20 protein-coding genes are annotated in these 23,978 nt (G+C 55.0%); 4 read left to right on the forward strand and 16 right to left on the reverse strand.

Annotated features, from left to right (window positions below; genetic code table 11):
• Positions 1–53: 53 nt before the first annotated feature.
• The 12 genes from nuoL to lrhA form a co-directional block, all read right to left on the reverse strand.
• Positions 54–1,895 (reverse strand): NADH-quinone oxidoreductase subunit L, encoded by a 1,842-nt coding sequence (gene nuoL / locus OOJ60_RS09260; RefSeq protein ID WP_205612456.1) that lies wholly within the window; start codon positions 1,893–1,895, stop codon positions 54–56.
• Complete coding sequence (gene nuoK, locus OOJ60_RS09265) at positions 1,892–2,194, reverse strand: NADH-quinone oxidoreductase subunit NuoK (RefSeq protein ID WP_000612644.1); 303 nt, start codon at positions 2,192–2,194, stop codon at positions 1,892–1,894. The genes nuoL and nuoK overlap by 4 nt, the downstream gene beginning before the upstream one ends.
• On the reverse strand, positions 2,191–2,745 hold the full coding sequence (nuoJ, locus tag OOJ60_RS09270) for an NADH-quinone oxidoreductase subunit J (RefSeq protein WP_042290671.1): 555 nt from the start codon (positions 2,743–2,745) through the stop codon (positions 2,191–2,193). The genes nuoK and nuoJ overlap by 4 nt, the downstream gene beginning before the upstream one ends.
• A gap of 11 nt (positions 2,746–2,756) precedes the next feature.
• Positions 2,757–3,299, reverse strand: a complete 543-nt coding sequence (nuoI, locus tag OOJ60_RS09275) for an NADH-quinone oxidoreductase subunit NuoI (protein WP_042290673.1) — start codon at positions 3,297–3,299, stop codon at positions 2,757–2,759.
• Positions 3,300–3,313: 14 nt separating this feature from the next.
• On the reverse strand, positions 3,314–4,291 hold the full coding sequence (gene nuoH, locus OOJ60_RS09280; protein WP_042290675.1) for an NADH-quinone oxidoreductase subunit NuoH: 978 nt from the start codon (positions 4,289–4,291) through the stop codon (positions 3,314–3,316).
• Positions 4,288–7,014 (reverse strand): NADH-quinone oxidoreductase subunit NuoG, encoded by a 2,727-nt coding sequence (gene nuoG, locus OOJ60_RS09285; RefSeq protein WP_205612457.1) that lies wholly within the window; start codon positions 7,012–7,014, stop codon positions 4,288–4,290. The genes nuoH and nuoG overlap by 4 nt, the downstream gene beginning before the upstream one ends.
• Before the next feature lie 29 nt (positions 7,015–7,043).
• Complete coding sequence (nuoF, locus tag OOJ60_RS09290) at positions 7,044–8,381, reverse strand: NADH-quinone oxidoreductase subunit NuoF (protein ID WP_042290680.1); 1,338 nt, start codon at positions 8,379–8,381, stop codon at positions 7,044–7,046.
• Entirely contained in the window at positions 8,378–8,878 is a 501-nt protein-coding gene (nuoE, locus tag OOJ60_RS09295; RefSeq protein ID WP_012131493.1) for an NADH-quinone oxidoreductase subunit NuoE, read from the reverse strand. Before nuoE ends, nuoF begins: the two co-directional genes overlap by 4 nt.
• Positions 8,879–8,880: 2 nt before the next feature.
• Positions 8,881–10,683 (reverse strand): NADH-quinone oxidoreductase subunit C/D, encoded by a 1,803-nt coding sequence (gene nuoC, locus OOJ60_RS09300; RefSeq protein WP_082636826.1) that lies wholly within the window; start codon positions 10,681–10,683, stop codon positions 8,881–8,883.
• Positions 10,684–10,809: 126 nt separating this feature from the next.
• Positions 10,810–11,472, reverse strand: a complete 663-nt coding sequence (gene nuoB, locus OOJ60_RS09305; RefSeq protein ID WP_003028075.1) for an NADH-quinone oxidoreductase subunit NuoB — start codon at positions 11,470–11,472, stop codon at positions 10,810–10,812.
• Positions 11,473–11,487: 15 nt separating this feature from the next.
• Positions 11,488–11,931, reverse strand: coding sequence for an NADH-quinone oxidoreductase subunit NuoA (gene nuoA / locus OOJ60_RS09310; RefSeq protein WP_042317806.1), 444 nt, complete (start codon positions 11,929–11,931; stop codon positions 11,488–11,490).
• Between the two features lie 627 nt (positions 11,932–12,558).
• A complete protein-coding gene (gene lrhA / locus OOJ60_RS09315; RefSeq protein WP_042290686.1) occupies positions 12,559–13,497 on the reverse strand; it encodes a transcriptional regulator LrhA in 939 nt (312 codons plus the stop codon).
• 927 nt (positions 13,498–14,424) lie between these two features.
• Here lrhA and alaA point away from each other — a divergent pair.
• Both alaA and yfbR read left to right on the forward strand, forming a co-directional pair.
• Complete coding sequence (gene alaA, locus OOJ60_RS09320; RefSeq protein ID WP_042290688.1) at positions 14,425–15,642, forward strand: alanine transaminase AlaA; 1,218 nt, start codon at positions 14,425–14,427, stop codon at positions 15,640–15,642.
• Between the two features lie 101 nt (positions 15,643–15,743).
• On the forward strand, positions 15,744–16,343 hold the full coding sequence (gene yfbR, locus OOJ60_RS09325; RefSeq protein ID WP_205612458.1) for a 5'-deoxynucleotidase: 600 nt from the start codon (positions 15,744–15,746) through the stop codon (positions 16,341–16,343).
• A 53-nt stretch (positions 16,344–16,396) separates the two neighbouring features.
• On the opposite strand, the gene OOJ60_RS09330 is transcribed toward yfbR, so the two are convergent.
• The 4 genes from OOJ60_RS09330 to yfbV all read right to left on the reverse strand — a co-directional run bounded on the left by OOJ60_RS09330 (position 16,397) and on the right by yfbV (position 20,018).
• Positions 16,397–18,229 carry an SLC13 family permease gene (locus tag OOJ60_RS09330; protein ID WP_205612459.1) on the reverse strand — a complete coding sequence of 611 codons (1,833 nt, stop codon included), beginning with the start codon at positions 18,227–18,229 and terminating at the stop codon, positions 16,397–16,399.
• Positions 18,230–18,305: 76 nt separating this feature from the next.
• Entirely contained in the window at positions 18,306–18,965 is a 660-nt protein-coding gene (locus OOJ60_RS09335; RefSeq protein WP_042290696.1) for a sugar phosphatase, read from the reverse strand.
• 10 nt (positions 18,966–18,975) lie between these two features.
• Positions 18,976–19,470: a YfbU family protein gene (locus tag OOJ60_RS09340; RefSeq protein ID WP_042290698.1), complete on the reverse strand. Its 495-nt coding sequence runs from the start codon at positions 19,468–19,470 to the stop codon at positions 18,976–18,978.
• Positions 19,471–19,562: 92 nt separating this feature from the next.
• A complete protein-coding gene (gene yfbV, locus OOJ60_RS09345; RefSeq protein WP_042290699.1) occupies positions 19,563–20,018 on the reverse strand; it encodes a terminus macrodomain insulation protein YfbV in 456 nt (151 codons plus the stop codon).
• Between the two features lie 339 nt (positions 20,019–20,357).
• Here yfbV and ackA point away from each other — a divergent pair, with 339 nt between their 5' ends.
• Both ackA and pta read left to right on the forward strand, forming a co-directional pair.
• Complete coding sequence (gene ackA, locus OOJ60_RS09350) at positions 20,358–21,560, forward strand: acetate kinase (RefSeq protein WP_042290701.1); 1,203 nt, start codon at positions 20,358–20,360, stop codon at positions 21,558–21,560.
• A gap of 78 nt (positions 21,561–21,638) precedes the next feature.
• Positions 21,639–23,780 carry a phosphate acetyltransferase gene (gene pta / locus OOJ60_RS09355; RefSeq protein WP_042290703.1) on the forward strand — a complete coding sequence of 714 codons (2,142 nt, stop codon included), beginning with the start codon at positions 21,639–21,641 and terminating at the stop codon, positions 23,778–23,780.
• Positions 23,781–23,978: the final 198 nt, after the last annotated feature.

Raw genomic sequence — 23,978 nt, forward strand, 5'->3', positions numbered from 1 at the left:
GGTCTTGTAGGCCCGGTAAGCGCAGCGCCACCGGGCAAAACCGCGATCTCAAATCAACGTAAAACCATCAACAACGCCAGCACCACAACCGCACCGATGCTCATGGATGCCACATACCAGCGCAGATAGCCGTTCTCGCTGAACAGCAGGCCTTTACCTGCAAAGCGGGAAAGGATTGCCGGTACGTTCATCAGCGCATTCAGCGGATCGCGCTTCAGCAGCCAGGCCACGCCAAGGAACGGCTTCACGAACACTTTGTCGTACAGCCAGTCAAAGCCCCAGGCGTTGTACCACCAGGTGCCCAGCAGACGGCCCGGCGCACTGTTGGCGATGGACGTCACCAGCGTGCGTTTGCCCAGCCACAGCCATGCGGCAATCAGGATGCCCGCGATCGCCACGACACCAGAGGTAATTTCCAGCGTCATTACGCGGCCATGTTCAAGTTCGGTAGTCTGCGGCAGAACCCCCTGCAGCGGGGGCACAATCAGCGCGCCGACAAAGGTGGACAGCACCATCAGGACAATCAGCGGCAGATGGTGGGTGATCCCCTTCCCTGCGTGTGCGTGAATTTGTTCTTTACCGTGGAATACGATGAAAATCATTCGGAAGGTATACAGAGAGGTCATGAATGCACCGACCAGACCTGCCACCATCAGATTGATATGACCGTTCGCCATCGCGCCAGCAAGAATCTCATCCTTACTGAAGAAGCCTGCGGTCACCAGCGGCAGCGCCGACAGCGCCGCGCCGCCCACCAGGAAGCAGAGATACACCAGCGGAATGGACTTACGCAGGCCGCCCATCTTGAAGATGTTCTGTTCATGATGGCAGGCCAGGATAACGGAGCCAGACGCCAGGAACAGCAGCGCTTTAAAGAAGGCATGCGCCATCAGGTGGAAAATCGCCGCATCCCACGCCTGCACGCCGAGCGCCAGGAACATGTAGCCAATCTGACTCATGGTGGAGTATGCCAGCACACGTTTGATGTCGGTTTGCACCAGCGCGGCGAAACCGGCCATCACCAGCGTGATTGCGCCCACAATCCCAACCAGATGCAGGATTTCCGGGGTCATCAGGAACAGGCCGTGCGTACGTGCGATCAGATAGACGCCGGCGGTGACCATGGTCGCGGCGTGGATCAGCGCGGAGACAGGCGTCGGACCAGCCATCGCGTCGGCAAGCCAGGTCTGCAACGGCAGCTGTGCGGATTTCCCTACCGCTCCCCCCAGCAACATCAGCGTCGCCCAGGTCAGCATGTTGTTGCCCGCGTCGAAATGCGCTGGCGCCAGTTCAACCATTTCGCGGAAGTTCAGGGTACCCAGCTCGTTGTAGAGGATGAACAGCGCGAAGGCGAGGAATACGTCACCCACGCGGGTCACGACGAACGCTTTCATCGCCGCGGCGCCATTCTTCGGATCGCTGTAATAGAAGCCGATCAGTAAGTAAGAGCACAGGCCCACGCCTTCCCAGCCGAGGTACATCAACAACAGGTTATCGGACAGCACCAGAACAACCATGCTGGCGATAAACAGGTTGGTGTAGGCGAAGAAGCGAGAGTAACCCTCTTCGCCGCGCATGTACCAGGAAGCGAACATGTGGATCAGGAAACCCACGCCGGTAACCACGGAAAGCATGGTCAGCGACAGGCCGTCCAGCACCAGGTTGAAGCCGATATTGAAATCACCGACCGACATCCACGTCCACAGCGGCTGGCTGTACGCCTGCTTGCCGTTCGCGAAGAAGTCCATACCGACAAATGCGGTCACCAGCGCCGCCAGACCGATGGAGCCAACGCCCACGGTCGCGGAGAGATTTTCCGACCAGCGTCCGCGAGAGAACGCCAGCAGTACAAAGCCAATCAATGGCAGAATAATGGTTAAGGCAAGCATGTTCATCCACGCATCTCACTTACTGAATCGATGTTCAGGTTCTGGCGACGGCGATGAAGTTGCAGCAGCAGCGCAAGGCCGATGCTCGCTTCAGCCGCCGCAAGGCTGATGGCGAGAATGTACATCACCTGACCATCGGTCTGGCCCCAGTAGCTTCCGGCGACCACAAAAGCCAGCGCGGAAGCGTTGATCATGATCTCCAGCCCAATCAGCATAAACAGCAGATTGCGGCGGATAACCAGACCGGTTAAGCCCAGAACAAATAAGATTGCCGCGAGGATCAGTCCGTGTTGTAAGGGGATCATGCGTGCTCCTCCGTTTTTCTTTTCGCGCTGTCGTCCTTACGGTTGCTCAGCACTTCCCCGGCGCGTTCTTCACGCCCCACGTGGAAAGCGACAACCAGACCGGCCAGCAGCAGCATAGACGCCAGCTCCACCGCCAGAACGTAAGGTCCGAACAGGGTGATACCGACGGCTTTCGCGCTAATCGGCTCACCGTCAATGCCCTGGTCGTTAACGCCAAGAATGGCGTAGACAATCACCACCAGCATGATGGCCGACAGAACCGCCGGGCCAATCCACACCTGCGGCTTCAGCCATTGGCGTTCCTGTTCAATTTCAGACCCGCCCAGGTTGAGCATCATCACCACGAACACGAACAGCACCATGATGGCGCCCGCGTAGACGATGATTTCCAGCGCACCGGCGAAGTAAGCGCCCAGCGAGAAGAACACCCCGGAAATCGCCAGCAGCGAAATAATCAGGTACAGCAGCGCATGCACCGGATTGGTGTGGGTGATCACTCGCAAGGTTGCGAGAATGGCTATCAGGCCACAGATATAAAAAGCGAACTCCATTGCCCCTCTCCTTACGGTAACAGGCTCTTGACGTCGATAGGCTTAGCTTCGTTTTCCGCTTCGCCCTTATCTTTGCCGTCGATTGCCATACCTGCCATCCGGTAGAAGTTATATTCCGGATATTTACCCGGACCGGAGATCAGCAGATCCTCTTTCTCGAAAACCAGATCCTGGCGCTTATACTCACCCAGTTCAAAGTCCGGGGTAAGCTGGATCGCCGTTGTCGGACAGGCTTCCTCGCACAGACCGCAGAAGATGCAGCGTGAGAAGTTGATGCGGAAAAACTCCGGATACCAGCGACCGTCTTTGGTCTCCGCTTTTTGCAGAGAAATACAGCCTACCGGGCACGCTACCGCACACAGGTTACAGGCAACGCAGCGCTCTTCGCCGTCCGGGTCGCGCGTCAGGACGATACGACCACGAAAACGGGGCGGCAGGTAGACCGGCTCTTCCGGATACATCTTTGTTTCGCGTTTTGCGAACGCATGCAGGCCGATCATCCAGATACTGCGTACCTGGGTGCCGAAACCTACTAACAACTCTTTTAAGGTCATGGTCTTAGTGCCCCTTATTGCGCCTGCCAGAGAATGACAGCCGCCGTTACCAGCAAGTTGATGAGCGTCAGCGGCAGGCAGATTTTCCAGCCGAAGGACATTACCTGGTCATAACGCGGACGCGGTAACGACGCACGAATCAAAATGAACATCATCATGAAGAACGCGGTTTTCAGCGCGAACCAGATGAATGGCGGTAAGAACGGGCCTTGCCAGCCGCCGAAGAACAGGGTAACCATCAGCGCGGAAATGGTGACGATACCGATGTACTCCCCCACAAAGAACAGACCGAATTTCATACCGGAATATTCAATGTGGTAACCGTCGGCCAGTTCCTGTTCGGCTTCCGGCTGGTCAAACGGGTGACGGTGACACACTGCCACGCCCGCGATAGCGAAGGTGACAAAACCAAAGAACTGCGGGATAACGTTCCAGATGTCAGCCTGGTTGTTCACAATGTCGGTCATGTTGAACGATCCGGCCTGCGCCACCACGCCCATCAGGGACAGTCCGAGGAACACTTCATAGCTCAGCGTTTGCGCAGAGGCGCGCATCGCGCCGAGCAGCGAGTATTTGTTATTGCTCGACCAACCGGCGAACAACACCGCATACACCGCCAGACCCGCCATCATCAGGAAAAACAGGATGCCGATGTTCAGGTCCGCAACCACCCAACCCGGGCTAACCGGCACAATCGCAAAGGCCAGCAGCAGCGAGGTAAAGGCGATCATTGGCGCCAGCGTAAAGATGACGCGATCCGAGAATTTCGGGATCCAGTCCTCTTTAAAGAACATCTTGATCATGTCCGCCACCAGCTGGAGCGAACCGCCCCAGCCGACGCGGTTTGGTCCATAACGGTTCTGGAACAGACCCAGCAGGCGACGTTCGCCAAAGCTCATGAAGGCCCCGCAGGTCACCACGACCAGCAGGATCACCACCGCTTTGAGGATCGTCAGCAGGATATCGATCAGATCCGGTGTAATCCAACTCATTGTTGTGCCTCCTGCAGATCCTCAAGATGCGCACCGGCCAGCACTGGCGCAATGCCTGGCATACCCATCGGCAGACCGACCTGCCCTGCCGTTAACCCTTCCGCGATTTCAACCGGCAGCGTTACCGTATTGCCATCGTAGCTAAAGGAGACGCGGGTACCGGCATTGACGCCCAGCTTCGCGGCATCGGCCGGGTTGAGCTTGATGTACGGCTGCGGCATCCGGCTCTGGAACACCGGCGCACGCTGGGACAGCTCGTCGCTACCAAACAGATGGTAGTACGGCGCGATACGCCACTGACCGTCCTGCGGCTGGAAGCTCGCCGGAACGGTGGTGAAATAATCCAGCCCCCCTTCGGACGCTTCAATCAAACGCACGCCCGGATCGCCGTGACGCAGTTTACCGCCCACTTCATCCTGGAACTTGTTCCACGCCTGTGGCGAGTTCCAGCCTGGCGCCCAGGCAAACGGAATCTGTGAACGCGGCGCCGACGGCTGGTTGTTCCCTTCCATTGAGAAGGCGAACATGGTGTCTTTGTCCTGCGGCTGACGTGGCTCATGCACGCTGATATTGGCGCGCATCGCGGTACGGCCGCTATAGCGGTGCGGTTCACGGGCCAGTTTCTGACCGCGAATGCGGAAAGAAGCATCCGGCGCGGCGTCTTTAATACCGGCCAGCTCTGGCATCGCGGCCACGACGGCGTCAATGACGTGGTCAAGCTGCGTCCAGTCGACCTGGCGGTTCTGCACGGTGCTGTGCAGCGAGTGCAGCCAGCGCCAGCTTTCCAGCATCACGGCGTTGCTGTCATAGTACGCCGGGTCATAAACCTGGAAGAAACGCTGTGCGCGGCCTTCGTTGTTAATGACCGTACCGTCGCTTTCAGCAAAGCTGGCGGCGGAAAGGACCAGATGGGCGTTTTCCATGATCGCGGTGCGTTGATGGTCAACCACCAGCACCAGCGGCGCTTTTGCCAGCGCAGCGTTAACGCGGGTGGCGGAAGCATGACGATGCAGATCGTTTTCCAGCACCACGACAGCGTCAGCACGCCCGGTTTCCAGCTCGGTCAGCGCGTCGTCAAGCGAACCCCCGCCCATAATGCCGAGACCCATACTGTTTACGGAACGGGCAATCATGGTGATACCGACATCCGCGCCGCGACCTTTCAGCGCTTTCGCGACGTTAGCCGCCGCCTGGATCACGTCACTGCTCCCGGCGTTGGTGCCAGAGATAATCAGTGGTTTTTTCGCGCCAGCCAGAGCCTGAACAATCACGTCGATTTTGCTTTTCAGGTCGCTGCTCAGACCGTCCACCGCAGGCGCGGCGGCGTCGAGCGCATGGGCGATGGCAAAGCCCAAACGCGCCTGGTCTTCTACCGGCGCGCGGTAGGTCCATGCGGCAATATCGTCCAGACGAGTGTTGTCGACGTTGGTGACGAACAGCGGATGTTTAGCGCGCTGGCCAATGTTAAGGATTGCCGCAATCTGCCAGTCAGCCACTTTCTGCGCCGCCGCCATTTCGCGCGCTTTCCCTTTCACCGCCTGACGAACCGCCAGCGCAACGCGCGCGCCGGTCTGGGTGATGTCTTCACCGAGCACCAGCACGGCGTCGTAAGATTCGATATCGCGCAGCGCAGGGGTATGAACGCCGCTTTCACGCAGCACTTGTAGCGCCAGTTGCAGACGTTCTTGTTCCGACTGCGCGATTCCGGTGTAGAAGTTTTCCGCACCAACCAACTCACGCAGCGCAAAGTTGCTTTCCACGCTGGCGCGCGGAGACCCGATCCCAATGACTTTCTTCGACTGACGTAGAATATCCGCCGCGCCCTGCATGGCCTGTTCGGCATTGAGGGTAATCAGATCGTTTCCACGACGCTGTACCGGCTGACGCGGACGATCTTTCAGATTGACGTAGCCATAGCCGAAACGACCGCGGTCGCAGAGGAAATAGTGGTTCACGGTACCGTTGTAACGGTTTTCGATACGGCGGAGTTCGCCGTAGCGTTCACCCGGGCTGGTGTTACAACCAATAGAGCACTGCTGGCAGATGCTCGGGGCAAACTGCATATCCCATTTACGGTTATAACGCTCGGAGTGCGTTTTATCGGTAAAGACGCCGGTCGGACAGATTTCCACCAGGTTACCGGAGAACTCGCTTTCCAGTACGCCATCTTCCGGGCGACCAAAGTAGACGTTGTCGTGCGCGCCATACACGCCCAGATCCGTACCGTCCGCATAGTCTTTGTAGTAACGAACACAGCGATAGCAGGCGATGCAGCGGTTCATTTCGTGAGAGATGAACGGCCCCAGATCCTGGTTACGGTGCGTACGTTTAGTGAAACGGTAACGACGGAAGCTGTGGCCGGTCATCACGGTCATATCCTGAAGGTGGCAGTTCCCCCCTTCCTCACAGACCGGACAGTCGTGCGGGTGGTTGGTCATTAACCACTCCACCACGCTTTCGCGGAACTGTTTCGCTTCTTCGTCGTCAATAGAAATAAAGGTGCCGTCGGAGGCCGGTGTCATACAGGACATGACCAGGCGACCACGCGTGTCTTCCGCGTTCTGGTATTGCTTCACCGCACACTGGCGGCAAGCACCGACGCTTCCCAGCGCCGGGTGCCAGCAAAAGTACGGAATATCAAGGCCGAGAGACAGACACGCTTCAAGCAGGTTGTCCGCTCCGTTCACCTCATATTCTTTGCCGTCTACATGAATCGTAGCCATTAGCATGCTTCCAAATTAAAAAATTTAACTCACCAGCGCTCTTTCAGCAGGTTCGGCTGAATACCACCAATTCCGTGGGTATTGCTGAACGGCTGCTTGATGCCAGCTTCGAATTCTTCGCGGAAATATTTAATTGCGCTCTGCAGCGGTTCCACCGCGCCCGGTGCGTGTGCACAGAAGGTTTTACCCGGGCCCAGGAACCGACACAGTTGCTCAAGCGTCTCGATATCCCCCGGCTGGCCTTCGCCACGCTCCAGTGCGCGCAGAATTTTTACGCTCCACGGTAACCCATCGCGACACGGCGTACACCAGCCGCAGGACTCACGGGCAAAGAACTCTTCCAGGTTGCGCACCAGCGACACCATGCCAATTTCATGGTCCACCGCCATCGCCAGCGCCGTCCCCAGACGGCTGCCTGCTTTACCGATACTTTCGAACTCCATCGGCAGGTCGAGATGCGCTTCGGTCAGGAAGTCAGTTCCCGCGCCGCCAGGCTGCCAGGCTTTGAATTTCAGGCCATCGCGCATACCGCCCGCATAATCCTCAAGGATCTCACGCGCGGTAGTGCCAAACGGCAGTTCCCACAGGCCTGGATTTTTCACGCGACCGGAAAAGCCCATCAGCTTGGTGCCAGCGTCTTTGCTCTTCGAAATGTTCTGATACCACTCAACGCCGTTAGCGAGAATCGCCGGGACGTTACACAGCGTTTCAACGTTGTTCACGCAGGTCGGCTTGCCCCAGACGCCAGAGGTCGCCGGGAATGGCGGCTTGGAACGCGGGTTCGCGCGGCGGCCTTCGAGGGAGTTAATCAGCGCGGTCTCTTCACCGCAGATGTAGCGCCCTGCCCCGGTGTGCACAAACAGTTCGAAGTCAAAACCGGTGCCCATGATATTTTTGCCGAGCAGACCGGCTTCGGTTGCTTCGGCAATGGCGCGACGCAGGTGAACCGCCGCTTCAATATATTCACCGCGCAGGAAGATGTAGCCACGGTACGCTTTCAGCGCAAACGCGGAGATCAGCATGCCTTCCACCAACAGGTGCGGCAGTTGTTCCATCAGCAGACGGTCTTTATAGGTGCCCGGCTCCATTTCGTCAGCGTTACACAGCAGGTAACGGATGTTCATGGATTCGTCTTTCGGCATCAGGCTCCATTTCAGGCCGGTAGAAAAGCCTGCGCCGCCGCGCCCCTTCAGGCCAGCGTCTTTCACCTGGTTGACGATCTCGTCCGGAGACAGACCGGTCAGCGCCTTACGCGCGCCTTCGTAACCGTTTTTGCTACGGTATTCGTCCAGCCAAACCGGCTGTTTATCATCACGCAGACGCCAGGTCAGCGGATGCGTTTCGGGAGTACGGATAATGTTTTTCATTTATACCGCTCCAGCAGTTCTGGAATCGCTTCCGGGGTCAGATGGCTGTGAGTGTCCTCATCAATCATCATGTTCGGCCCTTTATCGCAGTTCCCCAGGCAACAGGTCGGCAGCAGGGTGAAGCGACCATCGAACGTGGTTTGCCCCGGCTTGATGTTGAGTTTTTTCTCCAGCGCCGCCTGGATCCCCTGGTAACCGGTAATGTGGCATACCACGCTGTCGCAATAGCGGATCACGTGTCGGCCAACCGGCTGGCGGAAGATCTGGCTGTAAAACGTCGCCACGCCTTCGACATCGCTCGCCGGGATCCCCAGTACGTCGGCGATCGCGTAGATCGCGCCGTCCGGCACCCAGCCACGCTGTTTCTGGACGATTTTCAGCGCTTCAATGGACGCCGCACGCGGGTCTTCGTAGTGGTGCTTTTCGTGCTCAATCGCCTCACGCTCTGCCGCACTCAGCTCAAAAGCCTCGGTTTGTGGTTGTTGATTCTCGTGCATAATTAGCGGTCCACATCTGACATAACAAAATCGATACTACCCAGATGGACGATCAGGTCGGACACCAGGCTGCCGCGTACCGCCACCGGGATCTGCTGCAGGTGCGCATAGCTCGGGGTACGGATACGGGTACGATAGCTCATGGTGCTGCCATCGCTGGTCAGGTAATAACTGTTAATACCTTTGGTCGCTTCGATCATCTGGAAAGATTCATTCGCTGGCATGACCGGCCCCCAGGACACCTGCAGGAAGTGGGTGATCAGGGTTTCGATATGCTGCAGCGTGCGCTCTTTCGGCGGCGGCGTTGTCAGCGGATGATCCGCTTTGAACGGGCCTTCCGGCATGTTATTGAGACACTGCTCAAGGATACGCAGGCTCTGGCGCAACTCTTCCACTTTCAGCATTACGCGGGTATAACAGTCGGAGACCCCGCCGCCCACCGGCACTTCAAAGTCGAAGTTTTCATAGCCAGAGTACGGACGCGCTTTACGCACATCGAAATCGATACCGGTGGCGCGCAGGGCAGCGCCCGTACAGCCCCAGTCCAGCGCCTCTTTCGCCCCATAGGCGGCAACGCCCTGGGAACGGCCTTTCAGAATGGTGTTACGCAGCGCGGCTTTTTCGTACGAGGCCAGGCGCTTCGGCATCCAGTCAAGGAATTCACGCAGCAGTTTTTCCCACCCGCGCGGCAGATCGTGCGCAACGCCGCCGATGCGGAACCACGCCGGATGCATGCGGTAACCGGTGATCGCTTCAACCACGTCATAGATTTTCTGACGATCGGTAAAGGCAAAGAAGACCGGCGTCATTGCGCCGACGTCCTGAATAAACGTCGAGATATACAGCAGATGGCTGTTAATGCGGAACAGCTCTGAGAGCATCACACGGATCACATTGACGCGATCCGGCACGGTGATGCCCGCCAGTTTTTCTACCGCCAGCACGTAAGGCATTTCGTTGACGCAGCCGCCGAGGTATTCGATACGGTCGGTATACGGAATGTAGCTGTGCCAGGACTGGCGTTCGCCCATTTTTTCAGCGCCACGGTGGTGGTAGCCGATGTCCGGCACGCAGTCGACGATCTCTTCACCGTCGAGTTGCAGAACGATACGGAAAGCACCGTGAGAAGACGGGTGGTTTGGACCGAGGTTGAGGAACATGAAGTCCTCGTTTTCGGTACCACGCTGCATGCCCCAGTCTTCCGGTTTGAAGGTCAGCGCTTCCATCTCCAGATCCTGTTTCGCTTTGGTCAGCTCAAACGGATCGAATTCGGTGGCGCGCGCCGGGTAATCTTTACGCAGCGGGTGCCCTTGCCAGGTCGGCGGCATCAGCAGACGTGTCAGGTGTGGGTGACCGTCAAACTCAATACCAAACATGTCCCAGGTTTCACGCTCGTACCAGTTCGCGTTCGGGAACACTTTGGTAAATGTCGGCACGTGCAGGTCGTTTTCAGACAAGGCCACCTTGAGCATGATGTCGCGGTTGCGTTCAATGGAAATCAGGTGGTAGAAAACGGAAAAATCCGCGGCGGGTAACCCTTCGCGGTGCGTGCGCAGACGTTCGTCCATGCCGTGTAAGTCAAACAGCATGACGTAAGGTTTCGGCAGTTTCTTTAAGAAATCGCCCACTTCCAGTAATTGTTCACGCTTGATCCAAACAACGGGTACCCCGGTGCGAGTCGCCTGAACGGTAAAGGCATCCGGCCCAAAACGGTTGCGCAGTTCGCCAATGACCGGGTCATCAAGGTGGTCCCGGGTCTGCCATACGGCGTCTTGCGCGGTTAAGTCGGTCATATTGTTCACCATTGCAAATGGTCCGTGGTGACTGTCGACAGAGCTTCGCGCGATTTATCCACTCATCTTTCAGACCTGAACGATTTTGTGTCTATCTAATAATTAGCGAAGTCATACGCTGCTGCCGACAGGCGCAAATTAAATCTCGTCTGGTGTACGCAGATTGGTTACTGCAATGCGTTCGCCGCGCTTACGCTCGCGCTCTGACTGCATGTTGGCGCGATAAACGCCCTGATCGCCCACCACCCAGGAGAGCGGACGGCGCTCTTTGCCGATCGAATCCTGTAACAGCATTAACGCCTGCATGTACGCTTCCGGACGAGGCGGGCAACCCGGGATGTAAACATCCACAGGGATAAATTTGTCGACCCCCTGCACAACCGAATAAATATCGTACATACCGCCGGAGTTAGCGCATGCGCCCATGGAGATCACCCATTTCGGCTCCAGCATCTGGTCATAAAGGCGCTGAATCACCGGCGCCATTTTGGTAAAGCAGGTGCCTGCCACTACCATCAGGTCAGCCTGACGCGGCGACGCACGCAATACTTCCGCGCCAAAACGCGCCACGTCATGCACGGCGGTAAACGAGGTCACCATTTCAACGTAGCAGCAGGAAAGGCCGAAGTTGTACGGCCAAATAGAGTTTTTACGCCCCCAGTTAACCATGTCATGCAGTTTGCCCATGAACACGTTTTTGTTGACTTCTTGCTCCAGGGGGTCGGTTACGATCTCCTGTTTTTGCAGGGGGTAACGGTCATTCTCACCGTTAGGATCTATGCGGGTGAGCGTATAATCCATCTTAATGCCTCGCGGTTAGCGTTGACGATTAGCGATACTGTTCGTTTCCGGGTTCATACGCTCGCGGCGTGAACGCGCGGGCGTCCAGTCCAGCGCGCCAATACGCACCAGATAAACCAGACCTGCCAGTAACACAAAAATAAAAATTGCGGCTTCCACAAAGCCAACCCAGCCGCTTTCGCGAATAGAAGTTGACCATGCGAACAGATACAGCGCTTCAACGTCGAAGATAACGAAGAACATGGCCACCAGATAAAACTTGGCGGACAGGCGTAAGCGGGCGGTGCCGACCGAGTCGATACCTGATTCAAACGGGGTGTTTTTTGACCTCGCGCGTGCGCGACCGCCTAAAAACCAACCGCCGATGAGCATCAGGCAGCACAGGCCAATGGCAACAATAAGAAAGATAGCGAATGCCCAGTGATGAGCGATGACTTCAGTGGATGTTGACATACTCATTGCTTACTCATCAAAAGTAGCGCCAAATTCTCTGCTCTTATCGGCAGATGAACGCCACATCGATTCATGGGGAGGAATAAAAAAAACCTTACAATCACTGTAGAAAATCGTTTTACACAGCCAATTGATGGGGTTTTTTACTCCTTTCTATAACCTTTTGTCAACTTTAACAAAAGTTTCCTCACATTAATTTACATGACCACAACAACCTTAACATTTAATGCGTTTTAGCGCCGTGTCGATCGACTCACTGCCTAAAATCGCGGTTGTTGAATCGTGTCCGTAGTGAGGTAAAGGAAAAAAGCGCGCCTATTTTGACAGGAATTAGGGCAAATGCCTTCCCCTAAAAGGGAGTATTTTCTTGATCTGTGACACGCTTTTGTTAATTCACCATAAAAAACAGCAACAATTTCTCGCTTTTTTTAACATGCAAAAACAGCGGTTCGGTTTTAGCGTGTTTTTTGCGCAATGGTTAAGCGTGATTTCTACTCGCTGATTTTTGAGGAATTTTGCCCTTTTTCTCCTGCCCGTTAACGATATTAGTACAAAAAAAGAACCACTGGATGTTTTTTCATCTTCAGTGGCTCTTTTTTACAAACACAATTTTTAACCGATGAACGCAAAGCGTTACTCGAAGTCCCCTTCGACCAGCACCGAGTCATCTCCCCCTTCCGGGGTAATCGAACTGTATTGCCAGGGATTTTGCCAGGAATCCATCGCCTGGAAGATAACCTGCGCCAGCTCATTCTGACTGGCCGGATCGCGACAGAGCAGATACTCGGTGTCGGGCAGCGGCGGTAAACCGTCCACGGCGCCAAGCACACGCAGATCCGGGCTCATCATTTCAACCGGACGCGCCGTTACGCCAAGACCGGCCTTCACCGCCGCGCGAACCGCCGGCAGCGTAGAGGCCACATAAGCCAGACGCCAGGGAATGTTCGCGGCGTTCAGGGTCTTTAACACCACGTCGCGAAAAGGGCTGGGATCGTCCAGTAGCACCAGCGGTACCGGTTCGCCTTTTTGCAACACATATTCCGCCGCGCAATACCAGTGGGTAGGTGAAGTGCGTAACGTCAGAAAGTCCACAGAAGTGGGACGATTGGTGGTCACGATCAGATCGACTTCCTGCGATTGCAGCATGTCGACGACATAGGCATTACGCTTCACCCTGACATCCAGCGCTAATTTCGGATAAACCGAACTAATGCGATTCAGAAGAAAAGGCAGAATGGTGTCGGCAGATTCATCAGAGGCGCCGATTGTTAATACCCCCTGAAGATTGCTGAACATCAAAGATGAGCACGCCTCATCGTTGAAACGTAAGATTTTCCGGGCATAACCCAGAAGCTGAATGCCGTGTTCCGTCAACAGTTTGTTACGACCGTGACGAGCGAAAAGTTCTTTCCCTACGAGTTGCTCAAGACGCTGCATCTGCTGGCTCACCGCCGACTGCGTACGACACACCGCAGCAGCTGCTGCTGCAAAAGTGTTCAGATCGGCAACAGCAACAAATGTTCTCAGCAGATCGAGGTCGAGGTTAATTATCGGACGATTTGCGTTTATCATAATTTTTCACTTACTGGCGGCTCATTTTGAGCTCGTTAATGCTGTGCATACAAAAACAAGCAATTCCGTTTGTAATGCGCTTCCTTAGCAGGATATCCCGATGTAACAGGGTGAAAGTAAATATGTATATCATGTGACGGGTGAAATGCTACTCCCTTTCTTCAGTAATAATACCTGACGCAATTTCTCAGGATATTTCATCAAGAACGGCCTCACCTATTAAGTGAACGCGGATTTCTACCCGAGCTGATGCCAAAATGGTAAGAACAAGAAAAGAGCCGAGCATACATCAACGAGAAATAAGCATATATGGCAGTAAGTTAGCCACATTTATCCGTCCTGAATATTAGCAAATAATGCGGACCGCACGTCATTCGTCCCTTGTATCTTAACCTAAAACCACTTTATTTATAAGCCTTAATGCGAATAATCTGATGCAAAGATTTGTTAGGTTCGGCAAACTACCTCATTAATAATAACGCGTTACGTAAAGCCTTTTTAAATATTAAATAATAATTAATATGAATTGGAGGCAATCATAAACCTTGCTTAACATTAGTTTTACAGCTAACGGTATCACCCGCTGGCCATAAACACGCTTCAGGATTAATCGTTCACTATTTACGAATTATGCAAATAACAGAGACGCAACGTTTTTCCTCTTCACGCCGTCGCGTTATTTTTCAAACAACAGAATCACCTCCATCACAGCCAAAAATTTAGCTTATAAAACCAAATACTAATAAAAATTCAGAATATAAAGCCACAAAAAACAGGTAATTCCAGTCATTGACAGCAGATTCTCACTTCACAATTTTGCAAAATCTTCTTCTGCAAAGCCTTCAAAACGCACCGCTGGGGGAGTACATTGTTTCAAGCTGACTTCCACGGCAGGGAGTGGCGATAACAGCTTAAAGGTCAAGATTCATGTCCCCCATAGAAAAATCCAGCAAATTAGATAATGTCTGTTACGACATCCGCGGTCCGGTTCTGAAAGAAGCGAAACGTCTTGAAGAAGAAGGCAATAAGGTTCTTAAACTGAACATTGGCAACCCCGCCCCTTTTGGTTTTGACGCGCCCGATGAAATTCTGGTCGACGTGATCCGCAATTTGCCTACCGCACAGGGCTATTCCGACTCGAAAGGCCTTTACTCCGCGCGTAAAGCCATCATGCAGCATTATCAGGCGCGCGGGATGCGTGACGTTACTGTTGAAGATATCTACATCGGTAACGGCGTCTCTGAATTGATTGTTCAGGCGATGCAGGCGCTGCTGAATAGCGGGGATGAAATGCTGGTGCCCGCGCCGGATTATCCGCTGTGGACGGCGGCGGTCGCGCTCTCCGGCGGTAACGCCGTGCATTATCTTTGTGATGAATCTTCTGACTGGTTCCCGGATCTTGACGACATCCGCGCGAAAATCACCCCGCGCACCCGAGGCATCGTCATCATTAACCCAAACAACCCCACCGGCGCTGTCTATTCGAAAGCGTTGTTGATGGAGATCGTCGAGATCGCCCGCCAGAACAACCTGATCATTTTTGCCGATGAGATCTACGACAAAATTCTCTATGACGATGCAGAGCATCACTCCATTGCCGCCATGGCGCCGGATCTGCTGACTGTCACCTTTAACGGCCTGTCCAAAACCTACCGCGTTGCCGGTTTCCGTCAGGGCTGGATGGTGCTCAACGGGCCGAAAAAGCACGCTAAAGGGTACATTGAAGGACTGGAAATGCTGGCCTCGATGCGTCTTTGCGCCAACGTTCCGGCCCAGCACGCCATTCAAACCGCGCTGGGCGGTTATCAGAGCATCAGCGAATTTATCATGCCCGGTGGTCGTCTTTATGAGCAGCGCAACCGCGCATGGGAACTGATCAACGACATCCCAGGCGTCTCCTGCGTGAAGCCGCGCGGCGCGCTGTACATGTTCCCGAAAATCGACGCAAAACGTTTCAATATTCATGACGACCAAAAAATGGTGCTCGATTTCCTGCTGCAGGAAAAAGTGCTCCTGGTGCAGGGGACCGCATTTAACTGGCCGTGGCCGGATCACGTGCGTATTGTCACCCTGCCGCGCATCGATGATATCGAAATGTCGCTAAATAAATTTGCCCGCTTCCTGTCAGGTTATCACCAGCTGTAATCTGCCCCGGGTCGGATGCAATGCCTCGTTGAAGAGTATTTGCATCCGCCCCCTTTCTCTGCACACAATGACGTTCAGGTTGTTAACTCGAAAAGGTCGCTATGAAGCAGAGTCATTTTTTTGCCCACCTCTCCCGCCTCAAACTTATTAACCGCTGGCCTTTGATGCGCAATGTGCGTACGGAAAACGTCTCTGAGCACAGTCTACAGGTCGCGATGGTGGCGCATGCGCTGGCGGCAATCAAAAATCGCAAATTTGCCGGTCAGGTGAATGCCGAACGTATTGCGCTGCTGGCGATGTACCATGATGCGTCAGAGGTACTCACTGGCGATCTGCCGACGCCGGTTAAATATTTCAACTCGCAGATTGCGCAGGAATATAAAGCCATTGAAAAAATTGCCCAGCAGAAACTGGTGGATATGGTGCCCGACGAATTGCGGGATATCTTCGCGCAGCTGATTGACGAACACGCTTACAGCGATGAAGAAAAATCGATAGTTAAGCAGGCCGACGCCCTTTGCGCCTACCTGAAATGTCTGGAAGAACTGTCGGCGGGAAATAATGAGTTTCTGCTGGCGAAAACGCGGCTGGAAAAAACGCTTGCGTCCCGTCGCAGCCCGGAAATGGATTATTTTATGGCGGTCTTCGTGCCGAGTTTCCATTTGTCGCTGGATGAGATCAGTCAGGATTCACCGTTGTAAGGTTTGCCGGATGGCGCGGTTATTGACCGCCATCCGGCATGACGGGCTTGCGGTTAAAACGGGAACAGCATGGGGATCATCACCACGCACACCGCCATAACGATAACGGTAAACGGTACGCCAAGCTTCACGAAATCGCTGAAGCTATAGTTCCCCGGTCCTAACACCAGCGTGTTGACCGGCGAAGAGACCGGCGTCATAAATGCCGCGGATGCCGCCATCGCCACCACCATCGCAAACGGATAGGGTGATACGCCCATTGATTTCGCCGCTGCCAGCGCGATAGGCGCCATCAGCACCGCGGTTGCCGTATTCGAGATAAACAGGCCAATGGTGGCGCACAGTACAAACAAGCAGCCCAACATCATATACGGCCCGTAGCCGCCGCCCACGTCCATCAATCCTTTCACCACCAGATCGACGCCGCCGGTTTTCTGCAGCGCCAGCGCGAAAGGCATCATGCCGACAATCAGGATAATGCTTGGCCAGTGTATCGCTTTATAGGCGCTTTCGGCGTCAATACAGCGAAATTTGCCCATCAGCAGACAGGCGATAATCGCCGCGATGGGGTTCGGGATTTCATCGGTCAGCATCAGTGCGACCATCAGCACCAGACAGAAAATAGCGTGCGGCGCCTGGCTGTGCGCGGGCGATGCTTCGCTCACCTCTTCCGGCAGGTTCAGCGCCACAAAGTCTCGTCCCTGCTTTGCCAGCATCCCGATCAGTTTCCAGTTACCGACCACCAGAATAATGTCGCCCATCAGCAGCGGTTCGTCGACCAGCGATCCTTCGATTGCCACGCCGTCACGCTTCAGGCCAACCACGTTCAGCCCATAGCGGGTTCGAAAGCCGATCTCTCGTACCGACTTGCCGATCAGCTCCGATTCTGGAATCAGCGAGATCTCCGCCATGCCAACATCCAGCGCCTGATCGGAGAAATATTCGCCGCGCAGCACCATCGGCTCCAGAAGTTGTTCACTACAGAACTCCCGCAGATCGACATCGGCGGCGGACATATCAATTAACAAAACGTCACGCGCACGAAATTCAGATACCCCATTGACGTTGACGATCACCCGGCGAAAACGCCGCCAACGCTCGACGCCAATCACGTTAGCGCCGTAGCGTTCGCGCAGTTTGAGATCGTCAAGGCGCTGACCAATCATCGGCGACCCGGGGCGGATCGCCAGCCGGCGCGCTCGCCCGGTCAGACGGTACTCTTTGATCAGATCGCGGAAGGTGCGGCGTTTCCAGCCATCACGCTGCTGCGCCTGTGGATCGCCTTTCAGCATGAAGCGCATCAGCAGCATATAGAAAATACCCAGCATCAGGACCACCAGCCCGATGGGGGTGACGCTGAAAAAACTGAATCCGCTAAACCCTTCACGCAGAAGTTCGCTGTTCACCACCAGGTTTGGCGGCGTCGCCACCAGCGTCATCATGCCGCTGATAAGCCCGGCAAAACTGAGCGGCATCATCAGGCGCGACGGCGAGGTTTGCATACGCATGGAGACGCTTAACACCACCGGGATAAAAATGGCAACCACTCCGGTGGAACTCATAAAGGCGCCCAGCCCGGCCACGGTCAGCATCAATAACACCAGCATTTTGATTTCGCTGCTGCCAGCCATTTTAACCAGCCAGGTGCCCATAACAGTGGCGACGCCGGTACGCACCAGCCCATCGCCGATAATAAACAGCGCGGCAATCAACACCACGTTCGGATCGCTAAAGCCAGAAAAGGCTTCGCTGAGGGTCAGCGTTCCACTCAGAACAAACGCCACGATGACCAGCAAAGCAACCGCGTCCATACGCACTCTGCCCGTCGCAAATAACACTACGGCAATAGCCAGTAATGAAAGAACCCAAATCAATTCACCGTTCACAACCTATCCTTGTCAGATGAGAAGATGGCATGATTCTGCCATAAAAAAGCCCCGACAAGCCGGGGCGAAATCATGATCAGGTATTGCTGAGTACAACCACATTACCCTTCGGCTGTTTCGTCACCGAAAGCTGCTCGAGGCTGGTCAGCGCAAAATCAACGTCCGCCAGACGTGGGGTGTCTGCCGGAGCATTAACGGCGATAACATGGCAGCCAGCCGCTAAGCCCGATAACACGCCCGCAGGCGCGTCTTCCACCACCGCACATTCATGGGGCGCCAGGCCCAACAGCTGCGCGCCCAGCAGATAGGCGTCCGGTTCCGGCTTGCCGCGTTTGACACGCTCGGCGGTCACAAAAACCTCCGGTGCGGGGAGCCCTGCCACCTGATGGCGGGCGCGGGCAACGGGCATAGAGCCAGAGGTGACAATCGCCCACGGGATCCCGGATTTATTCAGATGGTTGAGCAAGGCAATCGCCCCCGGCAGCGCAGTAATGCCGGCCGTTTCCGTGGCTTCAATTTGCTCCAGACGCGTAAACTCAGCGGCGATTTCCGCTTCAGGCTTACCTGCCATAAAATGACGCAGCGAGGTAATCGCCTGCTTGCCATGAATAAAACCGAGCACCTCATCGTGCGCCAGGCCAAAACGATCGGCCCAGTTACACCATGCTCGCTCGACGGCGGGGAGTGAATCGACCAGCGTTCCATCCAGATCAAACAGAAAGCCTTTACACTGCACGTGCACCTCCTCAGGCGTTGATAATTTGGTTAATTTCGTTGGCGCTCAGGTGGTATTGACGCGGGCAGGCGTGCCATGCGCTCAACATGCGCTGGTACTTCTCCCACATGGGGGTTTGCGCGTTGAAGCCGTGTGTGCCGGCGTCAAAATGGGTATAGCGTCCTTCAACATTGACCATAAAACGAACATAGCCGAGGTAACGCGCCTCTGTGGCGGCGTCGAAGCCGAGGAAGGTCACGCGACGTTCGTCGATGCTTTGCGCATCTTTCAGGTTAGCCCAGGAAACATGCAGCGCGTGGTACATCTCCATGATGTCGATCACCGTGCGGCAGGTCTCTTCTTTAAGCTCGCCAAACTCGCGATCCAGTTCGCGCATTTGCAGGCCATAGCCGCGTTCAATAATGGTTTGCAGGCGACGATAACGCTCGGCGTTGGTCGGGTCGAGCATGGTCATCATTTTGTACTGGTTAGACAAAATAAGACGTTGAGCGTTGGTCATTTCCATTTGGGACTCCTGTATCACTCTACTGCGGTGAAAAAAGTGAAAAAAAAGAAGGCATCAATATGCCTTCTTTTATATGCGTAATCCGGGGTCAATTACAAATCATCAAGGAAAGTTTTATCCAGTTGTTTGAAGGCGCGCTTAAGCGTGTCAGCCAGCGCCTGGTAGTCCGGCTTGCCTTCAACCGGGGCCAGCGCCTGTCCGGCTTCCTGTAATTTGCCCCTGACTTCGTAAAACCAGTTCAAAATTGTGGGCGGTAGCGGCGTAACGGAACGTTTACCCAGCCACCACAGCCCCTGCATGGGTAAACTGAGCGCGAACAGCGCGGTGGCGACGGCCGGTCCCAATTGACCGCCGAGGGCGATTTGCCAGCACAGGGTAAAGACGGCAATCGGCGGCATAAAGCGGATGGCGTAGCGGGTCATCCGAATAACGCGATTCTCCACAAAGACGGGCGCAAGGCGCTTTTCCATCGGCCACGTCTTCGAGTAGTGCTGCCCCCGGCGAAAAAGGCTGAAAAAATTTACGGAGCGGTGATCCGGCGTCGACATGGCTTACCTCAACTTCACATATAAAAATTCAAAAAATTGTGCAAAACAACAACTATGAGGGACAACGTTCAAAACATTTTGTCATTGCTACCCACTATCAGGTATCCTGTAGCGGCCTGTCATTGGCCTGTAGTCCAAAAGTATTGAGTCGTCAAATTGACATATAGTATGCCATTGGCTGAAAAATACGCAAAATGGCATAGACTCATAGGTATTTCTTCCATCATGCCAAAAAAGACAACTGCGCATGATGTTAATCATAAATGTCAGCGTCACACTGCGCTACGCTCTATGGCTCCCTGACGTTTTTTTAGCCACGTATCAATAATAGGTACTTCCATGTCGAGTAAGTTAGTACTGGTTCTGAACTGCGGTAGCTCCTCACTGAAATTTGCAATCATCGATGCAGTTAATGGTGAAGAATACCTTTCTGGTTTAGCCGAATGTTTCCATCTTCCAGAAGCCCGTATCAAATGGAAAATGGACGGCAGTAAACAAGAAGCGGCTTTAGGCGCAGGCGCCGCTCACAGTGAAGCGCTGAACTTTATCGTTAATACTATTCTGGCACAAAAACCAGAACTGTCTGCGCAGTTGACTGCAATCGGTCACCGTATCGTACACGGCGGCGAGAAGTACACCAGCTCCGTCGTTATTGATGACTCCGTGATTCAGGGTATCAAAGATTCCGCCTCTTTTGCACCGCTGCATAACCCGGCCCACCTGATCGGTATCGCCGAAGCACTGAAATCCTTCCCGCAGCTGAAAGACAAGAACGTCGCCGTGTTTGACACCGCGTTCCACCAAACGATGCCGGAAGAATCTTACCTGTATGCCCTGCCGTACAGCCTGTACAAAGAACACGGCGTTCGTCGTTATGGCGCACACGGCACCAGCCACTTCTTCGTGACTCAGGAAGCGGCAAAAATGCTGAACAAGCCGGTTGAAGAACTGAACATCATCACCTGCCACCTGGGCAACGGCGGTTCCGTTTCCGCTATCCGTAACGGCAAGTGCGTTGATACCTCTATGGGTCTGACTCCGCTGGAAGGTCTGGTGATGGGTACCCGTTCCGGCGATATCGATCCGGCGATTATCTTCCACCTGCACGACACCCTGGGCATGAGCGTTGACCAGATCAACAAGATGCTGACCAAAGAGTCCGGCCTGCTGGGTCTGACCGAAGTGACCAGCGATTGCCGTTATGTCGAAGACAACTACGCGACCAAAGAAGACGCCAAGCGCGCGATGGACGTTTACTGCCACCGCCTGGCGAAATACATCGGCTCCTACACCGCGCTGATGGAAGGTCGTCTGGACGCTGTCGTGTTCACCGGGGGCATTGGTGAAAACGCCGCGATGGTTCGCGAACTGTCTCTGGGCAAACTGGGCGTGCTGGGCTTTGAAGTCGATCACGAACGTAACCTGGCCGCACGCTTCGGTAAATCTGGCTTCATCAACAAAGAAGGCACCCGTCCTGCAGTGGTGATCCCAACCAACGAAGAACTGGTTATCGCGCAAGACGCGAGCCGTCTGACTGCCTGATACCACACCGCCAGCCACCATGCTGGCGGTGCTGTTTTGTCACCCGCCGATGTCGGCGGTAACGAAAGAGGATAAATCGTGTCCCGAATTATTATGCTGATCCCTACCGGAACCAGCGTCGGCCTGACCAGCGTCAGCCTCGGCGTCATCCGTGCTATGGAACGCAAAGGCGTTCGTCTGAGCGTCTTTAAGCCCATCGCTCAGCCGCGTGCTGGCGGCGATGCGCCAGACCAGACCACCACTATCGTTCGCGCGAACTCCAATCTGCCAGCGGCTGAACCGTTGAAGATGAGCCACGTTGAATCTCTGCTTTCCAGCAATCAGAAAGATGTGCTGATGGAAGAGATCATCGCGAACTACCACGCGAACACCAAAGACGCGGAAGTCGTGCTGGTTGAAGGTCTGGTTCCGACCCGTAAACACCAGTTCGCGCAGTCTCTGAACTACGAAATCGCAAAAACGCTGAACGCGGAAATCGTTTTCGTCATGTCTCAGGGTACCGACACCCCGGAACAGCTGAACGAGCGTATCGAACTGACGCGCAGCAGCTTCGGCGGCGCTAAAAACACCAACATCACGGGCGTTATCGTTAATAAACTGAACGCGCCGGTGGATGAACAGGGCCGTACCCGTCCGGACCTGTCCGAGATTTTTGACGACTCTTCCAAAGCGCAGGTGATCAAAGTTGATCCGGCTAAACTGCAAGAATCCAGCCCGCTGCCGGTTCTGGGCGCGGTGCCGTGGAGCTTTGATCTGATCGCCACCCGTGCGATCGACATGGCCCGTCACCTGAACGCGACAATCGTTAACGAAGGCGATATCAACACCCGTCGCGTGAAATCTGTGACCTTCTGCGCGCGCAGCATTCCGCACATGCTGGAGCACTTCCGCGCCGGTTCTCTGCTGGTCACATCCGCAGACCGTCCTGACGTGCTGGTTGCCGCCTGCCTTGCCGCGATGAACGGCGTGGAAATCGGCGCCCTGCTGCTGACCGGCGGCTACGAAATGGACGCGCGCATTTCTAAACTGTGCGAGCGCGCATTTGCGACCGGCCTGCCGGTATTCATGGTGAACACCAACACCTGGCAGACCTCCCTGAGCCTGCAGAGCTTCAACCTGGAAGTGCCGGTTGACGATCACGAGCGCATCGAGAAAGTTCAGGAGTACGTGGCTAACTACATCAACGCTGACTGGATTGACTCTCTGACCGCGACTTCCGAGCGTAGCCGCCGTCTGTCTCCGCCGGCGTTCCGCTATCAGCTGACCGAACTGGCGCGTAAAGCCGGTAAGCGTGTGGTCCTGCCGGAAGGCGACGAGCCGCGTACCGTGAAAGCGGCGGCGATCTGCGCTGAACGCGGTATCGCAACCTGCGTACTGTTAGGTAACCCGGATGAAATCAACCGCGTTGCCGCTTCTCAGGGCGTTGAGCTGGGTGCCGGCATTGAAATCGTTGACCCGGAAGTGGTTCGCGAAAGCTATGTCGCTCGTCTGGTCGAACTGCGTAAGAGCAAAGGCATGACCGAAACCGTTGCCCGCGAACAGCTGGAAGACAACGTGGTGCTCGGTACGCTGATGCTGGAGCAGGATGAAGTTGACGGTCTGGTGTCCGGTGCGGTTCACACCACCGCGAACACTATCCGTCCGCCTCTGCAGCTGATCAAAACCGCACCGGGTAGCTCCCTGGTTTCTTCCGTGTTCTTTATGCTGCTGCCGGAACAGGTATATGTTTACGGCGACTGCGCAATCAACCCGGATCCGACCGCTGAGCAACTGGCTGAGATCGCCATTCAGTCCGCTGAATCGGCAATTGCTTTCGGTATCGAACCGCGCGTGGCGATGCTCTCCTACTCTACCGGTACCTCTGGTGCAGGTAGCGACGTAGAGAAAGTCCGTGAAGCGACCCGCATTGCGCAGGAAAAACGTCCTGACCTGATGATCGACGGTCCGCTGCAGTACGACGCGGCGGTAATGGCTGACGTGGCGAAATCCAAAGCGCCGAACTCCCCGGTTGCCGGTCGCGCTACCGTGTTTATCTTCCCGGATCTGAACACGGGTAACACCACCTACAAAGCGGTACAGCGTTCTGCCGACCTGATCTCCATCGGGCCGATGCTGCAGGGTATGCGCAAGCCGGTGAACGACCTGTCTCGTGGCGCGCTGGTAGACGATATCGTCTACACTATCGCACTGACCGCGATTCAGTCTTCCCAGCAGGGCTAATCGTTTTCCCCCTCTCGCCACTTAAGCGAGTAAGGGGGTTAATACCGTCCGGATGTGCAAGCATCCGGATTTTTTTTGCCTAAAAATCCCCCACTGTGCGGTAGCAAATTCTGAAACCGGCATAAAAAACGCGCTTACAAATTGCATTTATATTCATCAAAATGCATACTTATTCCATTAAAACGCTACATGGAAGGT

The organism is Citrobacter sp. R4 (genome assembly GCF_026719175.1).
Lineage (GTDB): Bacteria > Pseudomonadota > Gammaproteobacteria > Enterobacterales > Enterobacteriaceae > Citrobacter_A > Citrobacter_A sedlakii.

Bases quoted from the DNA above. Each gene is read 5' to 3' on its own strand.
- nuoL (WP_205612456.1), bottom strand. From the start codon at position 1,895: ATGAACATGCTTGCCTTAACCATTATTCTGCCATTGATTGGCTTTGTA.
- nuoK (WP_000612644.1), bottom strand. From the start codon at position 2,194: ATGATCCCCTTACAACACGGACTGATCCTCGCGGCAATCTTATTTGTT.
- nuoJ (WP_042290671.1), bottom strand. From the start codon at position 2,745: ATGGAGTTCGCTTTTTATATCTGTGGCCTGATAGCCATTCTCGCAACC.
- nuoI (WP_042290673.1), bottom strand. From the start codon at position 3,299: ATGACCTTAAAAGAGTTGTTAGTAGGTTTCGGCACCCAGGTACGCAGT.
- nuoH (WP_042290675.1), bottom strand. From the start codon at position 4,291: ATGAGTTGGATTACACCGGATCTGATCGATATCCTGCTGACGATCCTC.
- nuoG (WP_205612457.1), bottom strand. From the start codon at position 7,014: ATGGCTACGATTCATGTAGACGGCAAAGAATATGAGGTGAACGGAGCG.
- nuoF (WP_042290680.1), bottom strand. From the start codon at position 8,381: ATGAAAAACATTATCCGTACTCCCGAAACGCATCCGCTGACCTGGCGT.
- nuoE (WP_012131493.1), bottom strand. From the start codon at position 8,878: ATGCACGAGAATCAACAACCACAAACCGAGGCTTTTGAGCTGAGTGCG.
- nuoC (WP_082636826.1), bottom strand. From the start codon at position 10,683: ATGGTGAACAATATGACCGACTTAACCGCGCAAGACGCCGTATGGCAG.
- nuoB (WP_003028075.1), bottom strand. From the start codon at position 11,472: ATGGATTATACGCTCACCCGCATAGATCCTAACGGTGAGAATGACCGT.
- nuoA (WP_042317806.1), bottom strand. From the start codon at position 11,931: ATGAGTATGTCAACATCCACTGAAGTCATCGCTCATCACTGGGCATTC.
- lrhA (WP_042290686.1), bottom strand. From the start codon at position 13,497: ATGATAAACGCAAATCGTCCGATAATTAACCTCGACCTCGATCTGCTG.
- alaA (WP_042290688.1), top strand. From the start codon at position 14,425: ATGTCCCCCATAGAAAAATCCAGCAAATTAGATAATGTCTGTTACGAC.
- yfbR (WP_205612458.1), top strand. From the start codon at position 15,744: ATGAAGCAGAGTCATTTTTTTGCCCACCTCTCCCGCCTCAAACTTATT.
- OOJ60_RS09340 (WP_042290698.1), bottom strand. From the start codon at position 19,470: ATGGAAATGACCAACGCTCAACGTCTTATTTTGTCTAACCAGTACAAA.
- yfbV (WP_042290699.1), bottom strand. From the start codon at position 20,018: ATGTCGACGCCGGATCACCGCTCCGTAAATTTTTTCAGCCTTTTTCGC.
- ackA (WP_042290701.1), top strand. From the start codon at position 20,358: ATGTCGAGTAAGTTAGTACTGGTTCTGAACTGCGGTAGCTCCTCACTG.